Origin of the sequence: Caldisericum sp. (assembly GCA_022759145.1) — a bacterium.
Classification (GTDB): Bacteria; Caldisericota; Caldisericia; order Caldisericales; family Caldisericaceae; genus Caldisericum.
Genome location: JAEMPV010000024.1, coordinates 40,377 through 65,902 on the forward strand (window position 1 = coordinate 40,377; position 25,526 = coordinate 65,902).

At 34.8% G+C, this 25,526-nt stretch carries 24 protein-coding genes, 1 tRNA gene and 1 other RNA gene; 24 read left to right on the forward strand and 2 right to left on the reverse strand.

Annotated elements, in window-relative coordinates:
• Position 1 precedes the first annotated feature (1 nt).
• The 11 genes from JHC30_01495 to hutU all read left to right on the forward strand — a co-directional run bounded on the left by JHC30_01495 (position 2) and on the right by hutU (position 11,579).
• On the forward strand, positions 2 to 853 hold the full coding sequence (locus tag JHC30_01495; GenBank protein ID MCI4462829.1) for a SurA N-terminal domain-containing protein: 852 nt from the start codon (positions 2 to 4) through the stop codon (positions 851 to 853).
• Complete coding sequence (locus JHC30_01500) at positions 850 to 1,641, forward strand: hypothetical protein (protein ID MCI4462830.1); 792 nt, start codon at positions 850 to 852, stop codon at positions 1,639 to 1,641. The genes JHC30_01495 and JHC30_01500 overlap by 4 nt, the downstream gene beginning before the upstream one ends.
• On the forward strand, positions 1,631 to 3,151 hold the full coding sequence (locus JHC30_01505) for a hypothetical protein (GenBank protein ID MCI4462831.1): 1,521 nt from the start codon (positions 1,631 to 1,633) through the stop codon (positions 3,149 to 3,151). Before JHC30_01500 ends, JHC30_01505 begins: the two co-directional genes overlap by 11 nt.
• On the forward strand, positions 3,148 to 3,780 hold the full coding sequence (locus JHC30_01510; protein MCI4462832.1) for a deoxynucleoside kinase: 633 nt from the start codon (positions 3,148 to 3,150) through the stop codon (positions 3,778 to 3,780). Before JHC30_01505 ends, JHC30_01510 begins: the two co-directional genes overlap by 4 nt.
• Complete coding sequence (locus JHC30_01515; protein ID MCI4462833.1) at positions 3,755 to 5,257, forward strand: AAA family ATPase; 1,503 nt, start codon at positions 3,755 to 3,757, stop codon at positions 5,255 to 5,257. Before JHC30_01510 ends, JHC30_01515 begins: the two co-directional genes overlap by 26 nt.
• Positions 5,257 to 5,847: a dTMP kinase gene (gene tmk, locus JHC30_01520; protein MCI4462834.1), complete on the forward strand. Its 591-nt coding sequence runs from the start codon at positions 5,257 to 5,259 to the stop codon at positions 5,845 to 5,847. The genes JHC30_01515 and tmk overlap by 1 nt, the downstream gene beginning before the upstream one ends.
• A complete protein-coding gene (locus JHC30_01525; GenBank protein ID MCI4462835.1) occupies positions 5,844 to 6,776 on the forward strand; it encodes a PEGA domain-containing protein in 933 nt (310 codons plus the stop codon). The genes tmk and JHC30_01525 overlap by 4 nt, the downstream gene beginning before the upstream one ends.
• Positions 6,777 to 6,797: 21 nt before the next feature.
• An RNA gene (gene ffs, locus JHC30_01530) (signal recognition particle sRNA large type) lies at positions 6,798 to 7,063 on the forward strand.
• 27 nt (positions 7,064 to 7,090) lie between these two features.
• The gene (locus JHC30_01535) at positions 7,091 to 7,378 is read left to right on the forward strand and encodes a MoaD/ThiS family protein (GenBank protein MCI4462836.1); all 288 of its coding nucleotides are present in this window, start codon (positions 7,091 to 7,093) and stop codon (positions 7,376 to 7,378) included.
• Between the two features lie 12 nt (positions 7,379 to 7,390).
• Entirely contained in the window at positions 7,391 to 9,919 is a 2,529-nt protein-coding gene (locus JHC30_01540) for a calcium-translocating P-type ATPase, PMCA-type (protein MCI4462837.1), read from the forward strand.
• Positions 9,920 to 9,929: 10 nt separating this feature from the next.
• Complete coding sequence (gene hutU / locus JHC30_01545; GenBank protein ID MCI4462838.1) at positions 9,930 to 11,579, forward strand: urocanate hydratase; 1,650 nt, start codon at positions 9,930 to 9,932, stop codon at positions 11,577 to 11,579.
• Between the two features lie 9 nt (positions 11,580 to 11,588).
• On the opposite strand, the gene JHC30_01550 is transcribed toward hutU, so the two are convergent.
• Positions 11,589 to 11,665: transfer RNA gene (locus JHC30_01550), tRNA-Arg, on the reverse strand.
• A gap of 119 nt (positions 11,666 to 11,784) precedes the next feature.
• On the opposite strand from JHC30_01550, the gene JHC30_01555 reads away from it, so the two are divergent.
• The 13 genes from JHC30_01555 to JHC30_01615 all read left to right on the forward strand — a co-directional run bounded on the left by JHC30_01555 (position 11,785) and on the right by JHC30_01615 (position 24,935).
• Entirely contained in the window at positions 11,785 to 13,077 is a 1,293-nt protein-coding gene (locus tag JHC30_01555; protein MCI4462839.1) for a nucleotide sugar dehydrogenase, read from the forward strand.
• Positions 13,074 to 14,513, forward strand: a complete 1,440-nt coding sequence (locus tag JHC30_01560) for a WecB/TagA/CpsF family glycosyltransferase (GenBank protein ID MCI4462840.1) — start codon at positions 13,074 to 13,076, stop codon at positions 14,511 to 14,513. Before JHC30_01555 ends, JHC30_01560 begins: the two co-directional genes overlap by 4 nt.
• Positions 14,510 to 15,523, forward strand: a complete 1,014-nt coding sequence (gene csaB, locus JHC30_01565) for a polysaccharide pyruvyl transferase CsaB (protein ID MCI4462841.1) — start codon at positions 14,510 to 14,512, stop codon at positions 15,521 to 15,523. Before JHC30_01560 ends, csaB begins: the two co-directional genes overlap by 4 nt.
• Positions 15,524 to 15,698: 175 nt before the next feature.
• Positions 15,699 to 16,145, forward strand: a complete 447-nt coding sequence (locus JHC30_01570; protein ID MCI4462842.1) for a ComF family protein — start codon at positions 15,699 to 15,701, stop codon at positions 16,143 to 16,145.
• Between the two features lie 9 nt (positions 16,146 to 16,154).
• Complete coding sequence (locus JHC30_01575) at positions 16,155 to 17,402, forward strand: serine hydroxymethyltransferase (GenBank protein ID MCI4462843.1); 1,248 nt, start codon at positions 16,155 to 16,157, stop codon at positions 17,400 to 17,402.
• A 10-nt stretch (positions 17,403 to 17,412) separates the two neighbouring features.
• Positions 17,413 to 18,039, forward strand: a complete 627-nt coding sequence (upp, locus tag JHC30_01580; protein MCI4462844.1) for a uracil phosphoribosyltransferase — start codon at positions 17,413 to 17,415, stop codon at positions 18,037 to 18,039.
• Entirely contained in the window at positions 18,036 to 19,010 is a 975-nt protein-coding gene (locus JHC30_01585) for an undecaprenyl/decaprenyl-phosphate alpha-N-acetylglucosaminyl 1-phosphate transferase (protein MCI4462845.1), read from the forward strand. Before upp ends, JHC30_01585 begins: the two co-directional genes overlap by 4 nt.
• Positions 19,010 to 20,137, forward strand: a complete 1,128-nt coding sequence (wecB, locus tag JHC30_01590; protein MCI4462846.1) for a UDP-N-acetylglucosamine 2-epimerase (non-hydrolyzing) — start codon at positions 19,010 to 19,012, stop codon at positions 20,135 to 20,137. Before JHC30_01585 ends, wecB begins: the two co-directional genes overlap by 1 nt.
• Complete coding sequence (gene murA / locus JHC30_01595) at positions 20,124 to 21,383, forward strand: UDP-N-acetylglucosamine 1-carboxyvinyltransferase (GenBank protein ID MCI4462847.1); 1,260 nt, start codon at positions 20,124 to 20,126, stop codon at positions 21,381 to 21,383. The genes wecB and murA overlap by 14 nt, the downstream gene beginning before the upstream one ends.
• Entirely contained in the window at positions 21,361 to 22,176 is an 816-nt protein-coding gene (gene dapF, locus JHC30_01600; GenBank protein ID MCI4462848.1) for a diaminopimelate epimerase, read from the forward strand. Before murA ends, dapF begins: the two co-directional genes overlap by 23 nt.
• Entirely contained in the window at positions 22,173 to 23,282 is a 1,110-nt protein-coding gene (locus JHC30_01605) for an alanyl-tRNA editing protein (protein MCI4462849.1), read from the forward strand. Before dapF ends, JHC30_01605 begins: the two co-directional genes overlap by 4 nt.
• Position 23,283: 1 nt before the next feature.
• Entirely contained in the window at positions 23,284 to 23,595 is a 312-nt protein-coding gene (locus tag JHC30_01610) for a LapA family protein (protein ID MCI4462850.1), read from the forward strand.
• 128 nt (positions 23,596 to 23,723) lie between these two features.
• Entirely contained in the window at positions 23,724 to 24,935 is a 1,212-nt protein-coding gene (locus JHC30_01615; GenBank protein MCI4462851.1) for an MFS transporter, read from the forward strand.
• On the opposite strand, the gene JHC30_01620 is transcribed toward JHC30_01615, so the two are convergent.
• Positions 24,922 to 25,526 (reverse strand): hypothetical protein (locus JHC30_01620; GenBank protein ID MCI4462852.1); only part of this gene is annotated, 605 nt, incomplete at its 5' end. The genes JHC30_01615 and JHC30_01620 overlap by 14 nt on opposite strands.

Here is a 25,526-nt window from a genome sequence, read left to right on the forward strand (position 1 = left end):
CATGGAAAAGAAGAAGGTTGTAAAAATTAGAAAAGCAAGAAAATTTAGCATAAGAAAACAAATATTTATTGGAATAGGAATTGTTCTTGCAGTAGTTCTTTTATTAGCTGCTGTTTTTGCATCCGTTTTCCTCCCATGGAAAGAAGTGTTCTTAACAGTAGGAGATAGCAAAATAACCTATGATGAGATAAATTATCAAGTTTATCTTGCTTCTAAGACACTTAATGCCCCTCTCCCAGATCTTCAATCAAACGATCCAAAAACCCTTGCCGCCTCGAGAAACGTCCTTCAACTTGCTTATGTAAATGCAATTTCAGATGCAATTCTCTCAAATAAAGCAAGACAAGATAATTTGCAAGTCACCGAAAGCGAGATTGAAGCATATATTTCTAATTTAAAAAACGATGTTTCTAGTGGTTTTAACGACAAAGATCTTGCACTTAAGGATTTTCTTAAAACTATCGGTGTCAAAGAATCGGCCTTGAGAGAAATTGCTCTTAATAAGATTATGGCAGACAAAGAAAAAGAAAAACTTACAAGTAATATTACAGTAACAGATGAGGAAGTAAAGAGTTTTTATAATGATTTCTGGAATGCCTATGTAAAAAATGAAAATGAGAAAGAAAAGTACTTTGCCGAAAACTATAATAAGATTAAGGAAGATTGCTTGAAAAACAAAAAAGAGCAATATGTTTCAAACACTTTAAGGCGTGAACTCATAAACGAGGAAATTAACAATATAGAAGTTGATAACCCCTACAAGAAATTGATGCGCTTCTGGTACGGAACATTCTTGGGAACTGATATTCCAGAGATATACAGAAACGTGAGTATACAAGAACTTTTGACATGAAGAGATCTTTAATAACTGTTTTTGCGATTGTTGTTTTGTTTTTGCTAATATTTAATGTTACTGAGGTGCAGGTTTTTGATGAAAATCTTAATGTTGCTATTTCTGGTGTAAAAGTAAACAACTTTTTAACAAACGAGGAGGGTATAGCAAAATTTTTGGACTTTTCATTTAGTCCTTTCTTAACGCTTGAGCGTATCGGATATGAGACGACAAAGTTAAAGACGCATTTTAGCCCTCTATACAGGCTACTCAAAGTTGGCTTAAGCGAAGCGGATGCTCAGTATATAAAGTCACAAGTAACTAACTGGGCGAATGGCATTTCGAACTACAGGTACGAATTAACGACAAAGAGACAGAACTATTCATATAAGTTCGTTCAAGTTATCGATGGTAAAAATAAATACACAAAAACAGAGACAGAAGAAAATGGAAAAGTTTCTAGTAACGAAATCTTTGTAATCTCTGACAAAGTTTATACGAGAATAAATGGAGGAGAAGTTCAGGCAGTAGAAAACCCTGAAGATTATATTGCAAATAACCTGATACTTATACCTTTAAGCGATGTTATAGACGAATTCCTTAATAGTGTCGATGGAAGTGTTAAATTTAGTACTCCAAACAATATCCAATTCTTGAGTAATAATTCTAATAATAAATTGACTTTGATTATTTCTTCTTCAGGTATCCCTTCGGAATTACTCCTCGAAACCGAAAGCAACCAAATATTAGAGGAAGCATCACTTAAAATTGACCTTGAAAATACGAAGGTGAGTTTAGATGAAAAATGATTCTGACTTAGATACACTAATTGAAACCTTCTTTGACGAGTATTATTACTACTTCTCATCGTTTGCAACATTGAGAGGAATACATCGTTATGACTACAAACTCTCAACATACGATAGAGCAAATCTTAAAAACTTAGAAAACTTAATTAACGAAGTTATCCAGGCATTAAAACTTACCGAAGAGAAAAACAAAAGAGAAAGATCCTTCGATATAAAAACTTTTAGAAAAATTGCCGAAAATACCCTTGATTTTATTAATTCTGGAATTTATGGAAGTGCTCAGTTTTTTGTATATGATGCTTTTATAGGGATTGTTTCTGTTGCACTTACACAATCAAAACCTATGAGCGTTAGAAGCAGAAATTTTACAGAAAGACTAAGCACATTAAACTCAATTAATGACTATGTAAGAACATATGTAAATGAAATAACTGAAATCGAAAGAAAAGCAGTAATGAAGGAAATTGATTATCTCGAAGCGTTTATTAATCAATTTGCATCTTATTTGCTTACAAAAAGCGATACCGACAAAAAAGAGAACTTAAAAATTGAGAAGACAAATGCTTTAGAATCGTTAAATGAATTAAGAAGGATAGTTAAGTCAATTAAAACAGGTACCGAAATAAAAACAAAAGGTTACATAGATTTTAACAACCTTGATAATAATTTTGTTGATTTAAAAAGACTTTTGGAAGATAATTTAAAAACGCTTTCTGAAAATCTTATAAGGAAAGCAAGAGAAATAAAAATTTCAAGTAGTTTTCAAGAAACACTAAGAGAAAATCTCTATAAAACGGAGCAATTTGATGAGTCAACTGCTTTAAGTCTTATATCATCAGTAGAGAATACTGTAAAAAAGTACTTGCCAGTTGTTGAGATAACTTTTGATAAACGGGTATTTTTGGATGAAAGCGATTTTCCTGATCTTCTTTCAAATATCATGGGTTATGCTATTTCAAGCGGAGAATTTGACAATAAAAAGAACATATTCTTGATAATCAAGAAAGAAGATAACCCATTCAAGTTAAAATACAAAACAATTTCCGATATATTCTTTGGAACGCCATTTATCAATTTCTATAGGCAGGGGTCAAAGAGTAAGAAAAAGTATTTTTTGAACAACATCCTTTATCTTGGTTACCCTGTTTATCTTAGAAGAACATATTTTGACGATATAAAATTTCAATTAGACAAGCCTTTTGAACTCATATACTATTATTGTGAATACAAAACAGCATTAAAGTCTTACATACAGAACGAAATTTACTTTAGAAACTGGGATTCCATTTTAGTTGAAAATTTTATAAATGAAGATAAAATATTAATTGATAAAGATAAGTTTAAGGAGGAATTTGTTTACGATTTTGGACGGAGCTTTCTTGCTATGCAGGGATTAAATGCAATTAATGACCTTAGAAAAGAAAAAAGACTAAAGACAAGTGAGTTTAATCTTAAATTATTACAGAATATGCATTATCCTTTCTGGATTATAAGGCAAATTTTAAGATGAGGCCAAAGTTTATTGTTGCAATAGCAGGTAATATCGGCTCAGGAAAATCTACATTATCTAAATATTTAAGCGAAAAATGGGGGTTTGATATTCTCGAAGAACCAGAAGCAAAAAATCCTTTTATTAAAAAATTTTACAAGGATCCTGAAAGATGGGCTTTTCATTCGCAATTATTCTTTCTCACTGAGAGGGCAAATCTTCAGTTAAAAATAGAGAGGACTTCCTCAAATATTATTCTTGATAGGACAATTTATGAAGATGCCGAAATTTTTGCGAAGATTCTTCTTAGCGATGCCGAATATAAGATTTACAGGAAAATTTACGAACATTACCTCGAGATAATAACCCCGCCAAATTTTATAATATATTTGAGAACATCAGTTGATACACTTATGGAAAGAATAAAAATTCGAGGAAGAGGTTATGAAAAAACAATAAAGAAAAGCTATCTAAAAAAACTTAATGATAAATATGAAGAATGGATTTCTAATTTTAGTATTTCTCCTGTATTAACTATCGATACAGATAAATATGAAATTTATAGCCTTTTTGGCGATATAGAGGAGATTAGGAAACACATTGAAGAGTTCTTCTGGAGGATGAATGAGAGACGAACAAACCGAGTTTGAGAAGAGAGCATTCTTAGAAATCCTTCCTCGAGAGATAAGAGAAAAACTTGAAACTATAGGAGATTTTGATAACTTAATTGAAGTAGTGCTTGATCTTGGAAGAAAACCCGAGGCAAGATTTACGAACAGAACTATATATCTAAGCGATAATCCAGTTACAAGAGAGGAAATAAACGAAACACTCAAGAAAATAGGAGTATTCGACAGAGATCACAGGGCGGGCATAGAGAAAACTTTGCACAGGATTTCTGGTGTATTTAATAGAAGAGGAGAGGTAATCGGCCTTACTTGTAGAGTTGGCCGTGCTATTTACGGAACTACTGAAGTTTTAAAAGACATAATAGTTAGTGACAGAAATTTGCTGCTTCTTGGGAAACCAGGTGTTGGAAAAACAACTCTCCTTAGAGAAGCCGCAAGAGTACTAAGCACAGAAATGGGAAAAAGAGTCATTGTAATTGACACTTCAAATGAAATTGGAGGAGATGGTGATATTCCTCATCCTGGCATAGGTAATGCAAGGCGAATGCAGGTGCCTTTTGGGGTTGCTCAAGAAGAAGTAATGATAGAAGCAGTTGAAAACCACTTCCCTGAAGTTATTATTATAGATGAAATTGGGCGTGCAGAAGAGGCAAGGGCATGCAGAACTATTGCAGAAAGAGGTGTTAGACTTATTGCAACTGCTCATGGAACAAGTATTGAGAATCTTCTTGTAAATCCGACTCTTCAGGACCTCATAGGCGGAATAACATCAGTAACCCTAAGCGATGAAGAGGCAGCGAGAAGGGGAACACAAAAGACAGTGCTTGAGAGAAAATCACCTCCAACATTTGACACACTAATAGAGATTCGAGAAAGAGGAGTTTTTGCAATTTACCACGATGTGGCTGAGACAGTAGATGCACTTTTGCGAGGATTCCCGGTGTTTCCAGAGATTAGAAAATCCGGGGAAAGTATTAAGGAAAATATCACACAAGAAAAATTGAGCATCAGAGAACAAGAAAATGTGACTTTAAAAAACGAAGACCGTGAATTTAGGGTCTTTGCTTTGGGGATAAACGCAAGTTATATAGAAAGGGCTTTGCATTCTGTAAGAGTTAAAGGAAGAATAGTAAAAAACATAGAGCAAGCAAATCTTGTATTATGCGATAAAAAGGCACTTGAAAAGAAAAAAGAAGTGCTTGAGTACGCCTCTAACCTTTCTATACCAATAAAAGTTTTAGAGAAAACATCGCTAAATGGTATAAAAGAGTTTATAAAAGAACTCAAAAACAAGGGAAAACCGAAGAAAGCAATAGACTTTGAAGAGGTTGAAAATATCATTGGAGAAGTTTTAGAAAAAGGGGTACCTAAAGAGATTGAAGGCGACGAGCAAGATTTACAGGAAAAAGCTGATCTAATTGAAAAATATGGACTTGTTACAGAACTTGTAGGTTTAAAGCCACATATGCGACTCATAATTTACCCGAGGAGAAGGTAATGTTAATTACATTTGAGGGCATTGACGGTTCTGGAAAATCAACTCAAGCAAAACTGCTTGCGGAGAATTTGACTAAACTTGGTTTCAATGTAGTACTAACCAAGGAACCCGGGGGAACAGAGTTCGGTTCCTACATAAGAAATATTCTTTTAACTGTTGAAATGGACCCAGTATCAGAATTCTTGCTTTTTGCTTCAGACAGAAAAACACATGTAAAAGAAATAATTAAACCAAGCCTTGAAAAGGGCTTTGTAGTAATATCCGATAGATACCATGACAGTTCCGTTGCTTATCAAGGCTATGGAAGGGGAGTATCGCTTGAATTTATAAAATATGTCCATGACTTTATTCTTGATGGATACATTCCACACCTAACAATTCTTGTAGATATAGATGAGAATACAAGTTTCTTGAGAATTAAAGATAAAGACCGCATCGAGAAACTTGGGACGGATTTTCTTAAGAAGGTAAGATTCGGATATCTTGAAATGGCTTACAATAACGAAAGATTTTTTACTGTTGATGGAAGTAAAAGCATAGGAGAGATAGAACAGATTGTTCTTAATAAGGTTATGGAGTTATTGAAATGAAGAAAATCATTATTGCGATTTTTTTGCTTGTTGTGTTTGTTCTAATATTTTTTGCGATTAAATCTACCTCAGAAAATTCGGGTACGATTTCAGTTAATTCTTTTCCTCAAAAGGCATCGGTATATTTAAACGGTGAGCTAAAAGGTGAAACACCATTAGTTATTAAATCCCTACCTTTTGGGAAATATCAAGTAACCGTCAAACTTCAGGGTTATAAAGATTACAACGAAGAAGTATCTTTAAATAGTTCGAACTCTAAAGTTTTCATAAATCCTATTCTTGAACATTCAGTTTTTTCGGTTAGTATAGATTCAGATCCACAAGGTGCAGATGTTTATATTGATGGAATACAGAAAGGCAAAACTCCTATAATTATTACCGACCTAGTTACAGGAACAACTCACTTAATAGAACTGAAACTTGTAAATTTCAAGGATTGGAAACAGACAGTATCATCTGAAACTAACAATATGTTAACTATAAATGCAAAACTTGAACCAATAACGACGGAAGTTATTATAAATTCGATTCCTTCCAATGCAACAGTCTACTTAAATGATGCTGAAGTTGGAAAAACTCCGCTTGATTTAAAGGATATTGCGGAAGGCACATATAATTTAAGAGTAACCGTACCGCAATATGAACCTTACCAAGAGCAAATAGAAGTAAAAAAGGGTAATACAATAAAGAGAGATATTGTTTTAACAAAAGCAAAGTATTACATTTCGATATCAAGTAATCCTTCTAATGCAAAGGTATTTATAGACGGTATGGAAGTAGGATTTACTCCTTATGAAAGTACATCTATAACGGAGGGAAGACATAAAATTCATTTAGAATTAGATGGTTATCTTCCTTACGAAACTGAAGTAACCATATCTCAAAACCAACCAACAATTATTTCAATTAATCTTTTAAAATTACCGTAAAACTCCTATAATATACTTAGGCTGTGCTAAAGCGGGGAGATAGCGGTGCCCTGTAACCCTGAACCCGCTACACAGGGGCTGACAATCTGTTGGAAGGCATACAGTTGTAAACCAGGGCTTGCTGAAAGGGCAATGAAGGCAGGACCTCAAGCAGTTTCAACCCTTGAACCCCGTGAGCTCCGGAAGGAAGCAGCGGTAAGAGGGTCTGAAACCTGGCTTGAGTAACTCTTGCCGGAGCCTTGTAAGCAAGTACAGTTTGTAACTGTATGTCAACCGCAGACGCACAGCCTTTATCAAAATAGGAGGCGTAAATAATGGCAAGAGTAACTATTTTCTTGCATGGTGATTTAAGAGAAAAGTTAGGCATTGAAAGAATGCATTTAAAAGCAGACAATGTAAAAGAATTAATTGAACAACTAAAAGAAAAATTTCCAAACCTCGAAAGCGATATTAAATTCGGAAGAATTATTATCCTTGTAAATGGAAGGAATATCGAAACACTTCTTGGCACTGACACACAATTCGAGGATTTTGATTTGGTAAGTTTAACTCTTAAGGATGGCGGAATGATTGATTTCTTCCCTCCAGACGGTGGTGGGTAATAGGAGGCATAAATGGAAAATTTAGAAAAGATTCCAAAAGAACTTATCGAGCATGGACTTACAACTGAAGAAGCAGAAGAAAGATTAAAGAAGTTCGGAAGAAATGAGCTTCCCGAAGGCAAAAAAGAGTCGATATTCCAAAAATTTATTAGTCAGTTTAAGAACTTTCTCATCATTATTCTTATTTTTGCAAGCATAGTCTCCGCTGCATTTGGTGAATATATTGATACTTCGGTCATTCTTGCAATTGTTATCCTTAACGCTATTCTCGGTGTAGTTCAGGAACAAAGAGCCGAGAATGCACTCGAAAAAGTAAAAAAACTTGCAAGCCCGGTTAGTACAGTCTTAAGAGACGGCCGTATCGTTAAAATTCCTTCCTCTATGATTGTGCCTTCCGATATTTTGCTTTTGGAGGCAGGAGACAAAATTCAAGCTGATGGAATTGTTGTTAAAGAAGTTAGTTTGTTTGTAGACGAGTCCATGCTAACAGGTGAATCAATTGCAGTTAAGAAAAATGCCTGTTACTCAAATCCAACCGAGGATTGCAAAGTTTATATGGGTACTGTTGTTGTAAAAGGAAAAGCAAAGGTACTTGTAACGGCAACTGGAATAAACACACAGTTAGGGAAAATAGCGGAAAAAATAAAAGAAACTAAAAAAGAGAAAACACCTCTCGAGGTGCAACTTGATAACATAGGTAAACTTTTAGGTATTATTTTCCTTGCTGTTTCTGTGATAATATTCGGCATTGGTTTACTTAGAGGTGGTAAAATCCTTGACATGCTTCTTACAAGTGTATCTCTTGCTGTTGCTGCAATCCCCGAAGGACTGCCTGCTGTTGTTACTATAGTTCTTGCAATTGGCGTTTGGGAAATGGCAAAAAGAAATGCAGTAGTAAGAAACCTCCCAGCAGTCGAAACTTTAGGTGCAGTAACTTACATTTGCACCGATAAGACAGGGACGCTTACTCAAAACAAAATGCGTATTGTTGGAATTTTTGAGGATGGACACATAAAACACGAACTAAATCTAAGCGAAAGATTAAAAAGAGTAATGATACTTTGTAACGACGCCGATAAAGATAGAGGAGATCCTACAGAAATAGCTTTAATTGATTTTCTTGAAGACGAGGAAATTAAAGAGACAAGAAATAAGTTTGAAAGGGTTTCAGAAATTCCTTTTACCTCTGAGAGCAAGAGGATGACTACAGTTCATAGATTTTTTGATAAATACCTTGTTGTCTCAAAGGGTGCAGCTGAAATTATACTTGGGTTGTCAAAGTTTGAAAAAAGTGGTTCAAAAGATTTAGAATTAACAGAGGAAAGGAAAAACGAACTTCTTAATATTGTAGAGCAATATGCCTCACAAGGCTTAAGAATTCTTGCATTTGCAGAAAAAACCATAGACTCACTTTCAGAAAGTTCAGAAATGGACCTTACTTTCCTTGGTTTTGTATTGCTTAAAGACCCACTTAGAAAAGAGGTTAGAGACGCAATCGATAAGTGTCGAAGCGCAGGAATTAAACCAGTAATGATAACAGGTGACCACCCTATAACCGCTTATGCGATTGCAAGAGAGCTTGATTTTCCTGAAGGCGAGGTTCTAACAAGTAAAGATCTTGAAAAAATTAGCGACGAGGAACTTGCAAATATTGTGGGCGATGTGACTGTGTTTGCAAGGATTAATCCTCTCGATAAACTACGAATTGTTAATGCTCTTCAAAAAAGGAATGAGGTTGTTGCAATGACTGGGGACGGAGTTAACGACGCACCTGCCTTGAAAAAAGCAGACATTGGAGTTTCAATGGGGCTTATGGGAACAGAAGTAGCAAAAGAAGCATCCGATATGGTCCTCCTTGACGATAACTTTGCAACATTAGTAAGTGCAGTATTCCAGGGGCGAACTATCTTTGAAAATATAAGAAAATTTATTGTTTACTTACTTTCATGTAATATTGCAGAAGTCCTCGTTATGTTCGTAGCGCTTATTTTAGGTTATCCTCCACCACTTCTTCCCCTTCACCTTCTCTGGTTAAATCTTGTTACAGACAGTTTCCCTGCACTTGCTTTAGGAATGGAAAAAGGCGAAGAACACCTAATGAAAAGGCCCCCGAGAGGAAAAAAAGAACCCATACTTACTAAATACCATTATGGAATTATTCTTACTCAAAGTATTGCGATAACTATTGCAACTTTATTAGGATTTATAATCAGCCTTAAAAGAACTTCAAACTTAAATGAAGCAAGGACTATTGCCTATATGGTGCTTGTGCTTGCAGAACTTCTCAGGGCGTATTCAGGAAGATCTTTTGAGGGCTATCTTTTTAGAATTGGTATTTTTACAAACAAATTTATGAATTTTTCGTTTATTTTCGGAATAGTTCTTCTCATTGCAACAATATATATACCTCAGTTAAGATTTATATTCAAGAATACTGTTCCAACAATTACGGAAAGTATGGATATACTTCTTTTAGCGTTTTTACCATTTGTAATTTCTGAGTTTTCAAAAGTAATTAGAGTTGATGAATATGGGCATTAAGGAGGTAGGTATGGAAAGAGTGGTAAGAGCCCCAAGAGGGACAAAGTTAAGTTGTAAGAGCTGGCAAACAGAAGCACCAATGAGGATGCTTATGAACAACCTCGATCCTGAGGTTGCAAAAGATCCTGCAAACTTGATTGTTTATGGTGGAACAGGCAAAGCAGCTAGAAATTGGGAGTGTTTCGATGCAATTGTTTCAACTCTTAAAGAGTTAGAAAACGATGAAACATTGCTTGTTCAGTCTGGCAAACCTGTAGCAGTATTTAAAACAAATGAATGGGCTCCAAGAGTCCTTATCTCAAATTCCATGCTTGTACCTAAGTGGGCAACCTGGGAATATTTTAGAGAACTTGAGGAAAGAGGACTCACAATGTATGGACAGATGACTGCTGGAAGCTGGATTTATATAGGCACACAGGGAATTCTGCAAGGCACATACGAGACATTTTTTGCAGTTGCAAAAAAATACTTTAACGGTTCATTAAGAGGAAAAATTGTAGTAACTGCAGGATTGGGAGAAATGGGAGGCGCACAGCCTCTTGCAGTGACCCTCAACGACGGAATCGTTATAGCGGTTGAAGTAGACAAAAGAATGATCGACAGACGTCTTAATACAGGCTATCTTGACACATGGACTGATAGTTATGAAGAAGCTGTAAGGATTGCTTTAGAATACAAGGAAAAGAATAAACCTATTTCAATAGGACTGCTTGGAAACATTGTAGATGTTCTACCAAGAATGCTTAAGGAAGGTTTTATACCAGATGTATTAACTGACCAGACAGCTGCCCATGACCCATTAAATGGCTATATCCCGAAAGGTTTAAGTGTCGAGGAAGCGAAAATCTTAAGAAAAGAAAAACCCGAGGAATATTTGTCAAAAGTTTATGACTCGATGGTTGAACATGTGAATGCTATGGTTGAAATGCAAAAGCATGGAGCAAAGGTGTTTGAATATGGGAATAATCTAAGAAGAAATGCCTTTGATCACGGAGCAAAAGATGCCTTTGAAATAGTAGGATACGTTCCAGAATATATAAGACCACTATTCTCTGAGGGAAAGGGTCCATTTAGATGGGTTGCTTTGTCTGGTGACCCTGAAGACATATATCTTACAGACGATGTTATATTGAAACTTTTCCCATACGATGAACACCTAAAAAAGTGGATTGACTTAGCACATAAAAAAGTCCATTTCCAGGGTCTACCTGCAAGGATCTGCTGGCTTGGACAGGGCGAAAGGGAAGCATTCGGACTTGAGATTAATAAATTGGTAAAAGAGGGAAAAATAAAAGCACCGATAGTAATAGGAAGAGACCACCACGATACCGGATCAGTTGCATCTCCATACAGAGAGACAGAAAAAATGAAGGATGGCTCAGATGCAATTGCTGATTGGCCAATTTTAAATGCCTTATTAAATACTGCATCAGGTGCAACATGGGTTTCCGTTCATCATGGTGGAGGAGTAGGTATTGGGTACTCAATTCATGCAGGATTCGTAATTGTAGCTGACGGAACTAACTTAGCACACGAAAAACTTTCAAGGGTACTTCACAACGATCCTGCAAGCGGTGTAGTAAGGCACGCAGATGCAGGCTATGAAATTGCTATAGAAACAGCTAAAAAGCACAATATAAAAATGCCAATGCTTAAGTAAATAGTAAAATGGCGCGCCCAGCAGGAGTCGAACCCGCAACCGACGGTTCCGTAGACCGTTGCTCTATCCAGTTGAGCTATGGGCGCGTCTTTTTTATTATATATCTTGAATCAATTTTTGCAATATCAGTTATAAACTTTGAAAAAAAAGGTTTTTAATATAAAATACCGTTTGGAAGTTTAAATATAGTTTAGGAGGTTATAAGATGGAAAAAATCGCTGTTATTGGGCTTGGCTTCGTTGGACTGCCGCTTTCTCTTACATATGCTCTTCACGGCACAAAAGTCTACGGAATTGATATAAACAAAAATTATATCGAGTCTCTCAAAAAAGGGAAGACGCATGTTTATGAAGAATACAATGGAAAACATATCGAAGAAATTCTCAAAGAGAATTTAGAGAAAGGGTTGTTTGAACCTACGGACTCTTACGAGGAAGGGCTGAGAGAAGTAAAAGATATTATCGTAACAGTTGGAATTCCTATAGAAAAAGACTTAGTCGATATAAGTGTTTTTGAAAGCGCAATGGAATCAATTGGCAGGAACCTGAAGAAAGATTCACTCATATTGATAAGGTCAACTGTCCCCCCTTTAGCAACCAAAAACATTGCAAAACCAATACTTGAGAGAGTAAGTGGATTAAAAGAAGGAGAAGACTTTTATATTGCCTACTCCTCTGAAAGAATTGCTGAAGGGAAAGCATTTGAGGAATTTCAAACAATGCCTGTTGCAGTTGCTGGATTGAGTAAAGAAGGAACCGAAAGAGCAAAAAAATTACTCGAGGTAATAAACCCTAATGTTATAGAAGCAAGTTCACCTGAAGTAGTTGAAATTTCAAAGCTTATAGAAAACGCTTCAAGAGATGTTAATATTGCTATTGTAAATGAACTTGCAACGCTTACAAATGCCTTGGGAGTCGATACAATGGAGGTAATAAAAGTTGCTAATACTCACAAAAGGGTAAAACTCCTAACCCCCGGGATTGGAGTTGGTGGTCATTGCATACCTTTTGCCTCTAAATACATTTTTTATGTATCAGATAAAATTGGCCTCGATATGCCACTACTCCACGCAGCCCGTTTCGTCAACGACAGAAGACCAAAAGACATTTCTCTTATAATTGAGAGTGCGCTAAAGAAGGTTAACAAAAATATAGAACAATCTAAAATTGGCTTTATAGGTATAGCCATGAAGGATAATTCTTCTGATATATCTGAGAGTCCTGCAGTAATGCTGAAAGAAATGTTAAAAAGTAGGGGTGCACAGGTAACATTTTTTGATCCAAAAGTGAAGGGTAATTTTAACGACTCTGAAGATAACTTAAATGCTCTTTTAAACGATAAAGATGTTATTGTTATTCCAATACTCCACGATGAAATAGATTACGACATCGAGAAGTGGAAAAACTATCTTAAGAAAGATGCAGTTATTTTTGACGCAAAGGGTATTATAAATAAAGACCGTGCGACGGCTTTAGGCTTCCATTACTATACGATATGAGAATTGAAGTATTCGATATACCTGTAGACAACTTAACAAGAACTGAAGCAATTCAATACATAACTAAATTAATGGAAGAAAGTAAACCCCATTTTGGCGTTGCCATCAATCCTGAAAAAGCACTCAAAGCATACAATGATGAAGAACTTCTAAATATTATAAGAAAATCAGATCTAAATTTTGTTGATGGTATAGGAATAATTTTTGCTGCAAAAATATTTAAAGGGATTAAAATAAAAGAAAGGGTAACGGGCATTGATCTCTTCTCGGACTTACTAAAAGTTTCTGAAACAAATGGCTATAAGGTCTATTTTCTTGGAACAAAAGAAGAAAGTCTTAAAAAAGCAATTGAAAATATAAAAAAAGATTTTCCAAATCTTCAAATTGCTGGTTTCCACAATGGCTACTTCGATACAGATGAGGAAGTTGTAGGTGAAATTGCAAAATCAGGTGCTGATATTCTCTTTGTAGGGATGGGTTCTCCAAAACAAGAAAAATTTATCTTCAGAAATCTTGAGAAACTGAATGTAAAATTTGCAATGGGAGTTGGTGGCACATTTAATGTATACGCACAGGAGTTTAAAAGAGCACCTTATATTGTTCAGAAACTTGGCTTAGAGTGGCTTTATAGATTTATTCTTGACCCTAAAAGGCTACCAAGAATACTGAGCCTTCCTAAATTTTTAAATGAGGCGTATAAGAGAAGGAGTAACAATAAAGAGGTAGTTGAATTTTTAGGAATAAAAGTTTCAAATAGGCCTTTAAAAGAAAATCTTTCAATTGTTGAAGATTTTATAAAGCAAGGCAACTTTCACCTAATTGTAACGATAAATGGTGAGATGCTATCGAGAGCAATTAGTGACAAAGAGTTTTTGAACATCTTAAGAAACGCTGATCTTGTTATTCCTGATGGAATAGGCGTTGTACTCGGTGCAAGAAGATTTGGACAGCGCATCACTCAAAGAATTCCTGGAATCGAATTTGCATGGGAGCTCTTAAGAGAAGCAGAATCCAAAAATTATAGGGTGTTCTTATTGGGCGCAAAGGAAGAAGTTCTTGAAGTGGCAACCAAAAAGATCAAAGAGAGTTTTCCGAATTTAAACATTGTTGGAACTCATAGCGGTTATTTTAATACAGATAACGAAGTAAGAGAGCAAATTAACAAGGCAAACCCTGATATACTCTTTGTTGGAATGGGAGGCATAAAACAAGAAAAATGGATTGTAAAAAACAGAGACTTAAATATTCCTGTAAATATTGGGATTGGTGGATCATTCGATGTCTGGAGCGGAAGAGTAAAAAGGGCGCCTCTTTGGGTAAGAAAAATGGGTATTGAATGGCTATATAGAACTGTTACGCAACCTGAAAGAATATGGAGACTTAAAAACCTTGTCGTTCTTTCCTTTAAGTTGCTTATAGGGAGGATCGAGGATTGAAAGCAGTTGTTTCTGGTTACTTTGGGTTCGGTAACTTAGGGGATGAAGCAATAAGACAGGTTATTGAAGTTGAATTACCTAAAATTGGAATAGAACCGGTTTTTCTTGCGAAAAATAAGGTAAAGAGAAACGAAATTAAGAGAACCAATCCAATAGAAATTTTTAAAGCACTACAAAACTCTGATGTTGCTATTTCTGGTGGTGGTGGTTTATTGCAAGATAAGACAAGTTCAAGAAGCCTTTATTATTACCTTTCTCTTATTTATTTACCAAAACTTTTTGGAAAGAAAAGTGTTGTTTTTGCCCAGGGAATAGGTCCTCTTAAAAATGAAAGAAACCGAAAACTTACAACAGAAATACTAAATAAGATTGACTTAATAACCGTAAGGGATCTGGAATCAAAAAAAATTCTTGAGGAAATAGGAGTTAAAAAAGAAATACATGTAACTCAAGATCTTGCTTTCCTATACCAACCTAAAAATTTAAAGAAAATTGAGTTTAATGAACCCTACAATGTACTTCAGGTTAAAGGAGGAGAGCCTGTTGATATTGAAGAACTTTCTGATATAGCGCGTTTCATGCATTATAAGACAGAAAATGAGACCTTAATCGTTCCTTTTTACAAAGATGTGGACTTAAATATCGCAAAAGAAATAGAAGCAAGGACAAAGTTTAAAGTATTTATTCCTGAAAATATTGATGATGTGCTTTCTATTTTAAACGGTGCAGAGGTAGTTATTGGAATGAGATATCACTCGGTAGTTTTTTCTACAATGCTTGAGAAACCTGTATTACCAGTTTACTATGACGATAAAGTAAGAAATATATCAAAATTGTTTGAATTAGATGGGATAGAAATTTCTGAACTGAGACTTTCTGAATTTTCAAAGATCTTTTTAAAGTTTATTAGAGAAAAGGATTCATTTGCAAACAAAATTCACGAGAAATTAATAAAGGCAAAAAACGATGCAAAAAGAAACTTTGATTTACTTATACAGCTCGTACATTAAAGAGTTTTTTCTTGAACTTGTTGCACCTGCACATTGTGTAAGCTGCGGTAGAAAGCTTTATAATAGCAATTTTGTATGTGAAGATTGCAAGAACAAAATTAAGTTTCTTGAATACCCTCTCATTTTACATCAAGAAATGGTATACTATTATGGAATGACAAATTACTATGGAGTAATGGAAGAACTTATCAAGAAGTTTAAATTTGAAGGATATAAAGTATTGTCAAGGTTCTTCTCAAATTTAGTATTTAATTTCGTTAACGACAACAAATTAGATTTCGACTTTATAGGTTATATCCCGATGTCGAAGGGAGAATTTGAAAGCAGAGGTTACAACCAGACTTATCTTATAGCAAAAGAACTATCAAGACTTTCAGGAAAACCAGTCATAAATAAGGTACATAAAGTTAAAGAAACAAAGAAGCAAACAGACCTTAAAAGAGACGAAAGACTGGAAAACCTAAAAAATGCTTTTTCTGTAGAGGGTATATATAACGGTAACGTTCTAATAGTTGATGATGTATACACTACAGGAAGTACTGTACACGAGATTACAAAGGCTTTTAAAAACAAATGCAAAGGAAACATTTATTTTGTCGCTTTAGCAAAAACAATTAATTAAGGAGGCAAAATGAGAATTAAGGATGTTGACATTGAATTGGCACAGGCAATGCAAAATGAACTTGAAAGGCAGAGGACAAAACTCGAACTTATAGCATCGGAGAATTATGTTTTGGAACCTGTTCTCGAAGCACAAGGTTCGGTTCTAACAAACAAATATGCAGAAGGGTATCCCAAGAGAAGATACTACGGAGGATGTGAGTATATAGATGTTGTTGAAAGCCTTGCGATAGAAAGAGCAAAGACTCTTTTTAATGCAGAAGGTGCAAATGTCCAACCACACTCAGGAACTCAGGCAAACTTCGCTGTGTACTTTGCTACCATGAATCCTGGAGACACGCTTCTCGGAATGGATTTGTCAGCAGGGGGGCATTTAAGTCACGGAAGTCCCGTAAGCGTTACGGGTAAATACTTCAATGCTGTACACTATGGAGTTGAAAAGGAGACAGAGCTTATTGATTACAATCAGGTTGAAGACCTTGCAAAACAATACAAGCCAAAAGTTATAGTTGCAGGCGCAAGTGCATACCCTCGATTCATTGACTTCGAAAAATTTCAAACTATTGCAAAAAGCGTTGGTGCTTATCTAATGGTTGATATGGCTCACATAGCAGGACTTGTTGCAGCAAATGTCCACCCAACTCCCGTGCCATTTGCAGATTTTGTAACTACGACAACGCATAAAACACTTAGAGGTCCAAGAGGAGGGATGATCCTATTTAAGAAAGAACACGAAAAAATTCTTAATAAGGCTGTGTTTCCAGGTATTCAAGGAGGACCACTCGAACATATCATCGCAGCCAAAGCTGTTGCGCTTAAGTTGGCAATGACGGACGAGTTTAAGGAATACCAAAAACAGGTTATAGCGAACGCCAAAGCATTAGCAAATGCATTAATAAAGCATGGCTTTAGACTAATAACGAACGGCACTGATAATCACCTTATTTCAATAGATTTAAGATCCAAAAACATTACAGGTAAAGAGGCTGAGAGGCTTTTAGACTCCGTTTACATAACCACAAACAAAGAATCAATACCTTTTGACCCACTTCCTCCAACAGAAACAAGCGGATTAAGAGTTGGTACTCCAGCATTAACAACTCGAGGGATGAAAGAGGCAGAAATGGAATATATTGCAGAGTTAATAGATAAAGCAATTGAGTTTAGAAATGACGAGAAGAAATTAGAAACAATTAGAAATGAGGTATTGGAATTAACAAAAAAGTTCCCAATATATCCTAACATTTCTTACATTTAAAGGAGGCATAATGAAGAATGTAAATTTGATTCAACACCCCCTTATACAGCATAAGTTAACATACCTAAGAAAGAAGGAAACAAATCCAAAGGAATTTAGAGAGTTAGTTAAGGAGTTGTCTGCATTAATGGTATATGAGATTTTTAGAGACACAAAACTCAAGGAAATAGAAATAGAAACTCCAATTGATAAAACAAAAAGTTACATTATTGATGAGGATATTGCAATAGTTCCAATTCTTAGAGCAGGCATTGTTATGGCAGAAGGTATTCTCGATCTAATACCTCAAGCAAGAGTGGGCTATATTGGAATATATAGAGACCCAAAAACGCTTGAACCTGTAGAATACTACAGCAAACTTCCTACTAACATAGAAAACTCATCTGTTTTTGTGGTTGACCCGATGCTTGCAACAGGTGGATCAGCATCAAAAGCTATTTCTGTTGTAAAAGAAGCAAAAGCCAAAAAGATTTTCTTTGTTTGCCTTATTTCCGCACCAGAAGGAATTGAAAAAATCGAACACGACCATCCAGATGTAAAAATCTACACCATTGCAATAGATCAAAAGTTAAATTCGCATGGATATATTATTCCAGGATTAGGAGATGCGGGAGATAGGCTTTTTGGTACGAAATGAAAGAGTTAATAGAGTTTATTAACAGAAATTTCTTTAATATTTCTTACTTTTTTCTTCTTGGTTTCTTCATTTCATCTTTCTCTACGCCTCTTGCAATATTTCTTGGACGCAAATTCGGAATTATAGATCTGCCAAAGAAAGAAAATAGGCAAAAGATACATAAAGAGCCAATTCCTCGCTCGGGTGGTATATCTATTTATATTTCCATTATCTTCCTATTTTTGATATTACAGAAATTCAACTTGCAGTTTGTAGGAATTATTTTAGGTGCAACTGTTTTGTTTTTCGGTCTATTGTTCGATGATAAATTTGGCCTTACGGTGAGGCAGAAATTCACAGTGCAATTTATTTCTGCATTTATTGCAATATTTACAGGGACGCAGTTTACCCAAATAACGGTCCCTTTTACAGACACCGTAATAAAATTAGGATTTACAGGAAGTATTTTAACGGCGTTTTGGATAGTTGGTCTTATAAACGCAATAAACATAATAGATGGCCTTGATGGACTTGCCTCCGGCGTTTCTGCTATTGCGTCTTTTTTTCTTGCTATAACTGCAATGTACAAAGGACATCTAAATCTTGCCTTGCTACTTATCGGACTTTGTGGAAGTTTAGTTGCATTTCTCATTTATAATTTCCACCCAGCAAGAGTTTTCCTGGGAGATTCTGGCGCTGGCCTTCTTGGATACATGCTTGGAATCATTTCAGTAGTTGGTGCGTATAAAACGACCACTCTTTTAACGATTGCTCTTCCAATTTTTGTTCTTGGCATTCCAATTATGGAGGTTTTTACATCAATATTTAGAAGAATTATACACGGAGGCTCTCCTTTCAGATACGACACAGAGCATATCCATTACCGCCTTCTTAAGAAGGGCTTATCGCAAAGACAAATTGCATTGGTGTATTATCTTCTTACATTTATCCTATCTATCACAGGTATAATACTTGCGTTTGGGGTGAAATAATGAAAAAGAAAGTATTTCTTGTTTTCGGGACAAGACCAGAAGCAATAAAGATGTATCCGGTATACAAGGCGTTAAAAGATTTTTCTGATTTAGAGACAAAAGTTATTATCACGAGCCAGCACCAAGAAATGCTAAAGCAGGTTATAGATCTTTTTCATATAACCATTGACTACGACCTCAGAGTAATGGAAGAAAAACAAACACTAACCAAAATAACAAACAAAGTTCTTACAGGACTTAAGGATATATTTGATGTGGACCGCCCAGATATTCTTCTTGTTCATGGCGATACAACAACGACATTTGCATCAGCACTTTCCGCCTTTTACGAAAAAATCCACATAGGACATGTGGAAGCAGGTCTCAGGACTTACAACAAATACTCTCCTTTCCCAGAAGAAATGAATCGAAAACTAACCGACGCTCTCACTGACCTCTATTTTGCACCAACCGAAAAGGCAAAAGAAAACCTACTTAAAGAGGGTGTTAATGAAAGTCAAATTTATGTTACAGGAAATACAGTAGTAGATGCTCTTCTTGAAATTATTAAAAGTGATATTCAAGTAAATTTGCCTATTCGATATGATGAAAAATACATTGTAGTAACAGCACACAGAAGGGAAAATTGGGGCAAACCTATGGAAGAGATTTGTTCTGCAGTTAATGAACTTGCGGAAAATTTTGGTAATGAATACAAAATTGTTTTTTCTGTTCATAAAAATCCAGTTGTAAGGGAAACTGTAAATAGAATACTCAAAGATAACAAAAATATCCTTCTTATTGAGCCAATGGATTACTTATCATTTATTAAACTTTTGTCAAAAGCTACGTTAATATTAACTGACTCAGGCGGAATCCAAGAGGAAGCACCAACTCTCAAAAAACCTGTCCTTCTAATGCGTGACACCACTGAAAGACCAGAAGCAGTTGAAAGCGGAGTAGTGCGACTTGTAGGAACTGATAGGCGCAAGATAGTTGAAGAAGCAACTAAATTGTTACTCAATAAGGAAGAATATGAAAAAATGATCTCTAATAAAAATCCATTTGGCGATGGATACGCTGGCACAAGAATTGCAAAGATAGTTTATGATTATCTAATGTTCGGAGGAAAAGATGGAATATCTTGAAGTTAACGGTGGAAGAGTTCTTAAAGGTGAAGTTGAAATTTCTGGAGCAAAAAATGCGGCGTTTCCTGTACTATCGGCGTGTCTTCTTGTTGAGGGTAAATGCCATATAGGGAATATCCCAAATATCCTCGATGTTAAAAAATTCCTCTTTCAATTAAAAAAAATCGGAGTGAAGGTAGAAGAAGGAGAGCATGAAGTAGAAATTGACGCAAGTTCCTCTTTTAAGCCAGAAATTCCCCCTGAAGAAACCGAAAATATAAGAGGAACTCAAACTTTGCTTGGAGCATTCATTGCAAGACACAAAAAAGCATCAATTGCAGGTCTTGGAGGTTGTAACATAGGGAAAAGACCTATTGATCAACATATAAAAGGATTGGAAAGTATTGGAGTTGAATTTGCCTGGGATAAAGGCATCTTAAAAGCGCATGTTTCAAGGTCCTTGAAAGGAAACAAAATTTTTCTTGATATGCCAAGTGTAGGAGCAACTGAAAATATTATTCTTGCTTCAACGCTTGCAGAAGGCACAACTGTAATAGAAAATGCGGCAAGAGAACCAGAAATTAAAGATCTCGTAAATTTTCTTAACCTTGCAGGTGCAAATATCGAAATAAACGGAACAGGAAGCACAATTATTGTACATGGAGTAAAAAAATTGAAACCGATTAATTACAACATAATACCTGATAGAATTGAATCTGCTACATATTTAATCCTCGCTGGTCTTACAAAAGGAAAAATAACAATTAAAAAAACAATTCCAGAACATATTGAAGCCGTAATAATGAAACTTAAAGAAACAGGACTTGAAATTACAGTAAAAGAAAGTGAAATTACTGCAAGCTACAGAGGAAAAATACTGCCTACAACAGTAAAAACGCTTCCATATCCAGGATTTCCAACAGATGCCCAGTCCCAGATTTTAACTCTCCTTACATTAGCAGACGGATCAAGTGTCGTAACCGAAACCGTTTTTGAGAACAGATTCCGTATAGTAGATGACCTTATAAAAATGGGGGCTAGCATAAGAGTTGAGGGAATTTCTGCATTCATTACAGGAGTAAAAGAACTCAAACCTTCTGTTGTTACAGCAAAAGACTTGAGAGGTGGAATGTCTTTACTACTTGCAACACTGTCAGCTAAAGGCACAAGCAAAGTTTTAGACCCAATTCATATAGACAGGGGATATGAAAATTATATAGATAAAATTCAAAAACTTGGCGGCGATGTTGTCAGGAAAGCATCTTAAATTTTATAAATTTGAAGGAACTCTAAATGATTTTGTAGTAATTGACGGAAGAGAAAACTCCATTGAGCACCCTGAAGAATTGTCAAAAATTCTTTTAGATAGACATGCTTCCATTGGAGGTGATTCTCTTCTATATCTTGAGGAAAGCAAGATTGCTGATATTAAAATGCGCGTATTAGAAAAAGATGGAAGTGAATCTGAAATGTGTGGAAATGGTGCACGTTGTATTGGTCTTTACTTTAGTAAGTTTTTCAATCGCAATAGCATCAAAATCGAAACAAAAGCAGGTATAAAGGTTGTAAAGAAGGTAGATGATAATGTATTTTCTGTTTCGATGGGGACAATGGGTAAGATTGATAAATTTGTCAAAGGTTTACCAACTGGAAATTCTCACATCATTGAACTCTTTGGCTTAAAATTATACATTGTAAATTCATCTGAACCACATGCTGTTATCCCTTTGAAAAACATAAAAAGAATTCCGAAGAACAAAGCATTAAAGATAGCAAAAAATTTTACACTTTTTCCTTTTGGAATTAATGTGGATTTTATCGAAATAGTTAATAAAAGTACCATTAAAATGAGAACCATTGAAAGAGGCGTTTACGAAGAAACCCTTGCTTGCGGAACTGGTGCAGTTGCTTCTTCGTATGTTTTTAATAAATTCTTGAACGGTGAAAGTGTCGTTTTAGTAAAAGCGCTTGGAGGAGACCTAAAAGTAAAAATTACTGATGATGGAAATTACTTAGAAGGCAAGGCAAATTTTGTTTTTAAAGGAGAAATTGAAATATGATAAACGAGAATATTTACAAGTGGGAAACTAAAGTCAAAGATAAATTCGCACGAGATGGAAAATTCTTTGTAGAACTTGAGGAGACCAACTTCTATCCTGATGGAAAAGGAGGTCAACTTGGCGACAGAGGAACAATCGGCAAGGCAAATGTATTATTTGTTTTAGAAGAAAAGAATAGGGTTCTCCATGAAGTTGATGCACTTGATATCGAAGAATCTATATCTTGCGAAATTGACAAAGATAGAAGACTCGATATATCAAGAGAGCATACTGCCCAGCACATTCTTTCGCAATCTTTTATTAAGTTATACAATCTCGAAACCGTAAGTTTTCATATGGGGGAGGAGTATTCAACAATAGACATCGAAGGAACCAACATATCACAAGAAAATATTAAAGAGGTAGAAAATTTTGCTAATAGCATTATATTAGAAGATAGGGCAGTTAAAAAGTATTACATTGATGAACAGGAGTTAAATAAAATTGATTTGAGAAAGAAAACGGAAATTGCTCCCCCAATAAGAGTTGTTGAGGTCGAGAACTTTGATAAGTCTTTGTGTGGAGGCACTCATGTTGATAGAACCGGACAAATCGGTCTTGTAAAAATACTAAAAACAGAAAAAACAAAAAAAGATTTCACAAGAATTTATTTTGTATCAGGCCTCCGTGCTCTCAGGGCATTTCAAAACAAAAATGAAATCATAGAAGAAATTTCTAAAATCCTTACAACGGGTGAAAATGAGCTAATTTACAAGATAAAAAAGATATTAGAAGAAAATAAGAACATATCTAATAATATAAGAAAAATCGAAGAGAAGTTTATTGAAGAAATTTTTAACAGAATAAGAAATGAAAAGAAGGTAGCTCTAATTCTCGAAAATATTTCAAGAAAGGCATTTGAATCTCTTGCTTTCAAATTAAAGAATTTAGATATTAATGGCTATATAGCATTAGTAAGTGATAATAGTTTTATTCTTGCGCTGTTTAATAATTCATTTTCTATCCCGTATAAATCATATAATGTAAATGGGGTGACTTTCGCAAATTTGGAAATAGCAAAGAAGGATGAGGCTTTAAAATTACTAAATGATTATTTTGGAGGGTAATATGAAAAAACTTAATGCGTTTCTTTTTTTAATTCTCGTAATTTTGCTTGCAACCATTTTACTAATTGTACAAAACCTCAATCAGATAACTATACGCTTTGTGACTTTTGAAATCAGCACATCAGTTGGCTTATTTGGAATAATTATGCTCCTTGCAGGGTTTATTGTAATGTGGTTAATATCACTTATAGTACATTATAGAGAAATTTCAAATCTTAGAAGGAAGCTTTCGGATTGTGAATCACAAATTAATAAACTCAAAGAAGGCCCTAAAGATAGCAAGGAAGAAATAATAGATAAACAAAGCAAATAATTTCTTTCTCTTCATTTGAGGCTACAACCATCTTTTCTAATTATATCCATATTCTTTCTGATTATGTAACTTTTTATTATAATATAATGTTATATTTTTCAAACGAAAAGTTACGTGAGGTGATTTAAATGTTTCGAAAAGTAATGTTTGAAAACAAAAATGCAAGATGCTATATTTTAGGAAGTTTTGTAATTTCTATAGGGACTGGTATTTTCTTTCTTGTTTTGAATTTATATCTAAAAAACAAGGGCGTTTCAAACGAAATAATAGGTTTTGTTAATGCTCTCTATTATTTAGGGATTGCAACATTATCTATTGTGTCGGGAATTATTTCTAATATAGCAGGACACAAAAATAGTTTTATATTGGGAGCATTGCTACAATCTTTAGGCGAAATTTTGCTATTGTTCAGCAAAAGTACTTTCTCACTTCTTCTTTCTATCCTTTTAATAGGATTTGGTGCTTCTCTATTCCTTGTAAACGAACCTCCTTTTCTTTCAAGAAACAGCACAACATACGAGCAAACACATCTCTTTACGATAAGTTTTGGAAGTATAATTTTAGGTAACTTCATAGGAGAAATACTTGGTACTTTAGTCCCCACTTTATCCAAGAGTAACTTTTATTTTGGATTGCGTAATTCAATTTTATTTTCTGCAACTCTTTCTATGATGAGTTTATTATTTATAAGTAGAATTGAGGAAAGTTGGATTCAAGAGGAAGAAGAAAGTATTATTTCGAAAATCAAAGATCCTCTTAAGAAACTTGCAAAAAACATAAAGTATATGAGGGTAATTTCAACTTTTGCATTAAGCGAATTTTTTATGGGTGTTGGTGCTGGTATAATGATTCCGTTTTTCAATCTTTATTTTTTAGAATACCAGAACATAGCACCTGAAAAACTTGGCTTTATTTTCGGCATTCAAAGTATTTTAATAGCATTTTCTTCAATATATTTGCCTACCTTGTTTAAAAACTCTAAAAAGTTCTATGTAATCTTAACACTTGAAAGCCTTTCTTTGCCCTTTATAATAATGCTTCTTGCTAAAAATCAAACAGTGTCAATTATCTCTTATCTTTTAAGAGGCATTTTTATAAATTCATCTATACCTCTCTACACCTCTTATTATATGGAATTGATGGAAGATGAAGTAAAGGCAATAGCTTCAAGCATAAAAGAAATATCATGGAACCTCGCCTGGGCAATTGGCTCCTCAATTTTTGGAATATTTAAAGGCAACTACTTTACCCAGATAATGACATTTTTTGCCTTTTATTCAATGGGTATACTATCTTTTTATTTGCTCGGAAAGAAAAATGCAAAAATTATGATTCTTTAGAATCGGTTTCTTCAAGCGATTTCAATATTGAACCAACATTTCCAAACTTTGAATTTCTTAATTCAACTCGCTCGAGGTACTGTCTTGCAAGTTCTCTTTCACCTTTCGCAAGGTATGAAATGCCAATTCCATATACAACAGCAAGTTCATCCTCGTTCATGGGCGCATAAGGCGGATCGTATAATTTAAGATATTCGATTGCCCTGTCAAAATCCTTAAGTTCATAGAAAATCGAACCAAGAAGACGAGCCATTTTTATAGTAAGAGAGTCTTCATCGATAGCTAAAAGAAGTCTTTTTGCCCTCTCAAGGTCGCCGCCAATGTACTCAAACATTGCGCCAATAAATCTGATATATGGTGAATCGTAATTACTAATATTCTCATAAATAAGATTTGCAACTTTTTTTACTGTATCTTTGAATTTTGCTTTGTTAGAAAATAATTTATAAAGCTCTTCTTCGTTCTGGTACAGTTTTGCCGATTTTAAAATTTCTTCGTAGGCTTTTTCGGGCTCGTTCTTCTCTATAAATTTAGAAGCAATTGCTAAATGTCTTGATGACTTATATTCATTTGATAGCATATAAATTATAT

What these genes read in the sequence shown, in the direction of transcription:
- JHC30_01495 (MCI4462829.1), top strand. Translation starts at nt 2, where the DNA reads ATGGAAAAGAAGAAGGTTGTAAAAATTAGAAAAGCAAGAAAATTTAGC.
- JHC30_01500 (MCI4462830.1), top strand. Translation starts at nt 850, where the DNA reads ATGAAGAGATCTTTAATAACTGTTTTTGCGATTGTTGTTTTGTTTTTG.
- JHC30_01505 (MCI4462831.1), top strand. Translation starts at nt 1,631, where the DNA reads ATGAAAAATGATTCTGACTTAGATACACTAATTGAAACCTTCTTTGAC.
- JHC30_01510 (MCI4462832.1), top strand. Translation starts at nt 3,148, where the DNA reads ATGAGGCCAAAGTTTATTGTTGCAATAGCAGGTAATATCGGCTCAGGA.
- JHC30_01515 (MCI4462833.1), top strand. Translation starts at nt 3,755, where the DNA reads ATGAGAGACGAACAAACCGAGTTTGAGAAGAGAGCATTCTTAGAAATC.
- tmk (MCI4462834.1), top strand. Translation starts at nt 5,257, where the DNA reads ATGTTAATTACATTTGAGGGCATTGACGGTTCTGGAAAATCAACTCAA.
- JHC30_01525 (MCI4462835.1), top strand. Translation starts at nt 5,844, where the DNA reads ATGAAGAAAATCATTATTGCGATTTTTTTGCTTGTTGTGTTTGTTCTA.
- JHC30_01535 (MCI4462836.1), top strand. Translation starts at nt 7,091, where the DNA reads ATGGCAAGAGTAACTATTTTCTTGCATGGTGATTTAAGAGAAAAGTTA.
- JHC30_01540 (MCI4462837.1), top strand. Translation starts at nt 7,391, where the DNA reads ATGGAAAATTTAGAAAAGATTCCAAAAGAACTTATCGAGCATGGACTT.
- hutU (MCI4462838.1), top strand. Translation starts at nt 9,930, where the DNA reads ATGGAAAGAGTGGTAAGAGCCCCAAGAGGGACAAAGTTAAGTTGTAAG.
- JHC30_01555 (MCI4462839.1), top strand. Translation starts at nt 11,785, where the DNA reads ATGGAAAAAATCGCTGTTATTGGGCTTGGCTTCGTTGGACTGCCGCTT.
- JHC30_01560 (MCI4462840.1), top strand. Translation starts at nt 13,074, where the DNA reads ATGAGAATTGAAGTATTCGATATACCTGTAGACAACTTAACAAGAACT.
- JHC30_01570 (MCI4462842.1), top strand. Translation starts at nt 15,699, where the DNA reads ATGGAAGAACTTATCAAGAAGTTTAAATTTGAAGGATATAAAGTATTG.
- JHC30_01575 (MCI4462843.1), top strand. Translation starts at nt 16,155, where the DNA reads ATGAGAATTAAGGATGTTGACATTGAATTGGCACAGGCAATGCAAAAT.
- upp (MCI4462844.1), top strand. Translation starts at nt 17,413, where the DNA reads ATGAAGAATGTAAATTTGATTCAACACCCCCTTATACAGCATAAGTTA.
- JHC30_01585 (MCI4462845.1), top strand. Translation starts at nt 18,036, where the DNA reads ATGAAAGAGTTAATAGAGTTTATTAACAGAAATTTCTTTAATATTTCT.
- wecB (MCI4462846.1), top strand. Translation starts at nt 19,010, where the DNA reads ATGAAAAAGAAAGTATTTCTTGTTTTCGGGACAAGACCAGAAGCAATA.
- murA (MCI4462847.1), top strand. Translation starts at nt 20,124, where the DNA reads ATGGAATATCTTGAAGTTAACGGTGGAAGAGTTCTTAAAGGTGAAGTT.
- dapF (MCI4462848.1), top strand. Translation starts at nt 21,361, where the DNA reads ATGTTGTCAGGAAAGCATCTTAAATTTTATAAATTTGAAGGAACTCTA.
- JHC30_01605 (MCI4462849.1), top strand. Translation starts at nt 22,173, where the DNA reads ATGATAAACGAGAATATTTACAAGTGGGAAACTAAAGTCAAAGATAAA.
- JHC30_01610 (MCI4462850.1), top strand. Translation starts at nt 23,284, where the DNA reads ATGAAAAAACTTAATGCGTTTCTTTTTTTAATTCTCGTAATTTTGCTT.
- JHC30_01615 (MCI4462851.1), top strand. Translation starts at nt 23,724, where the DNA reads ATGTTTCGAAAAGTAATGTTTGAAAACAAAAATGCAAGATGCTATATT.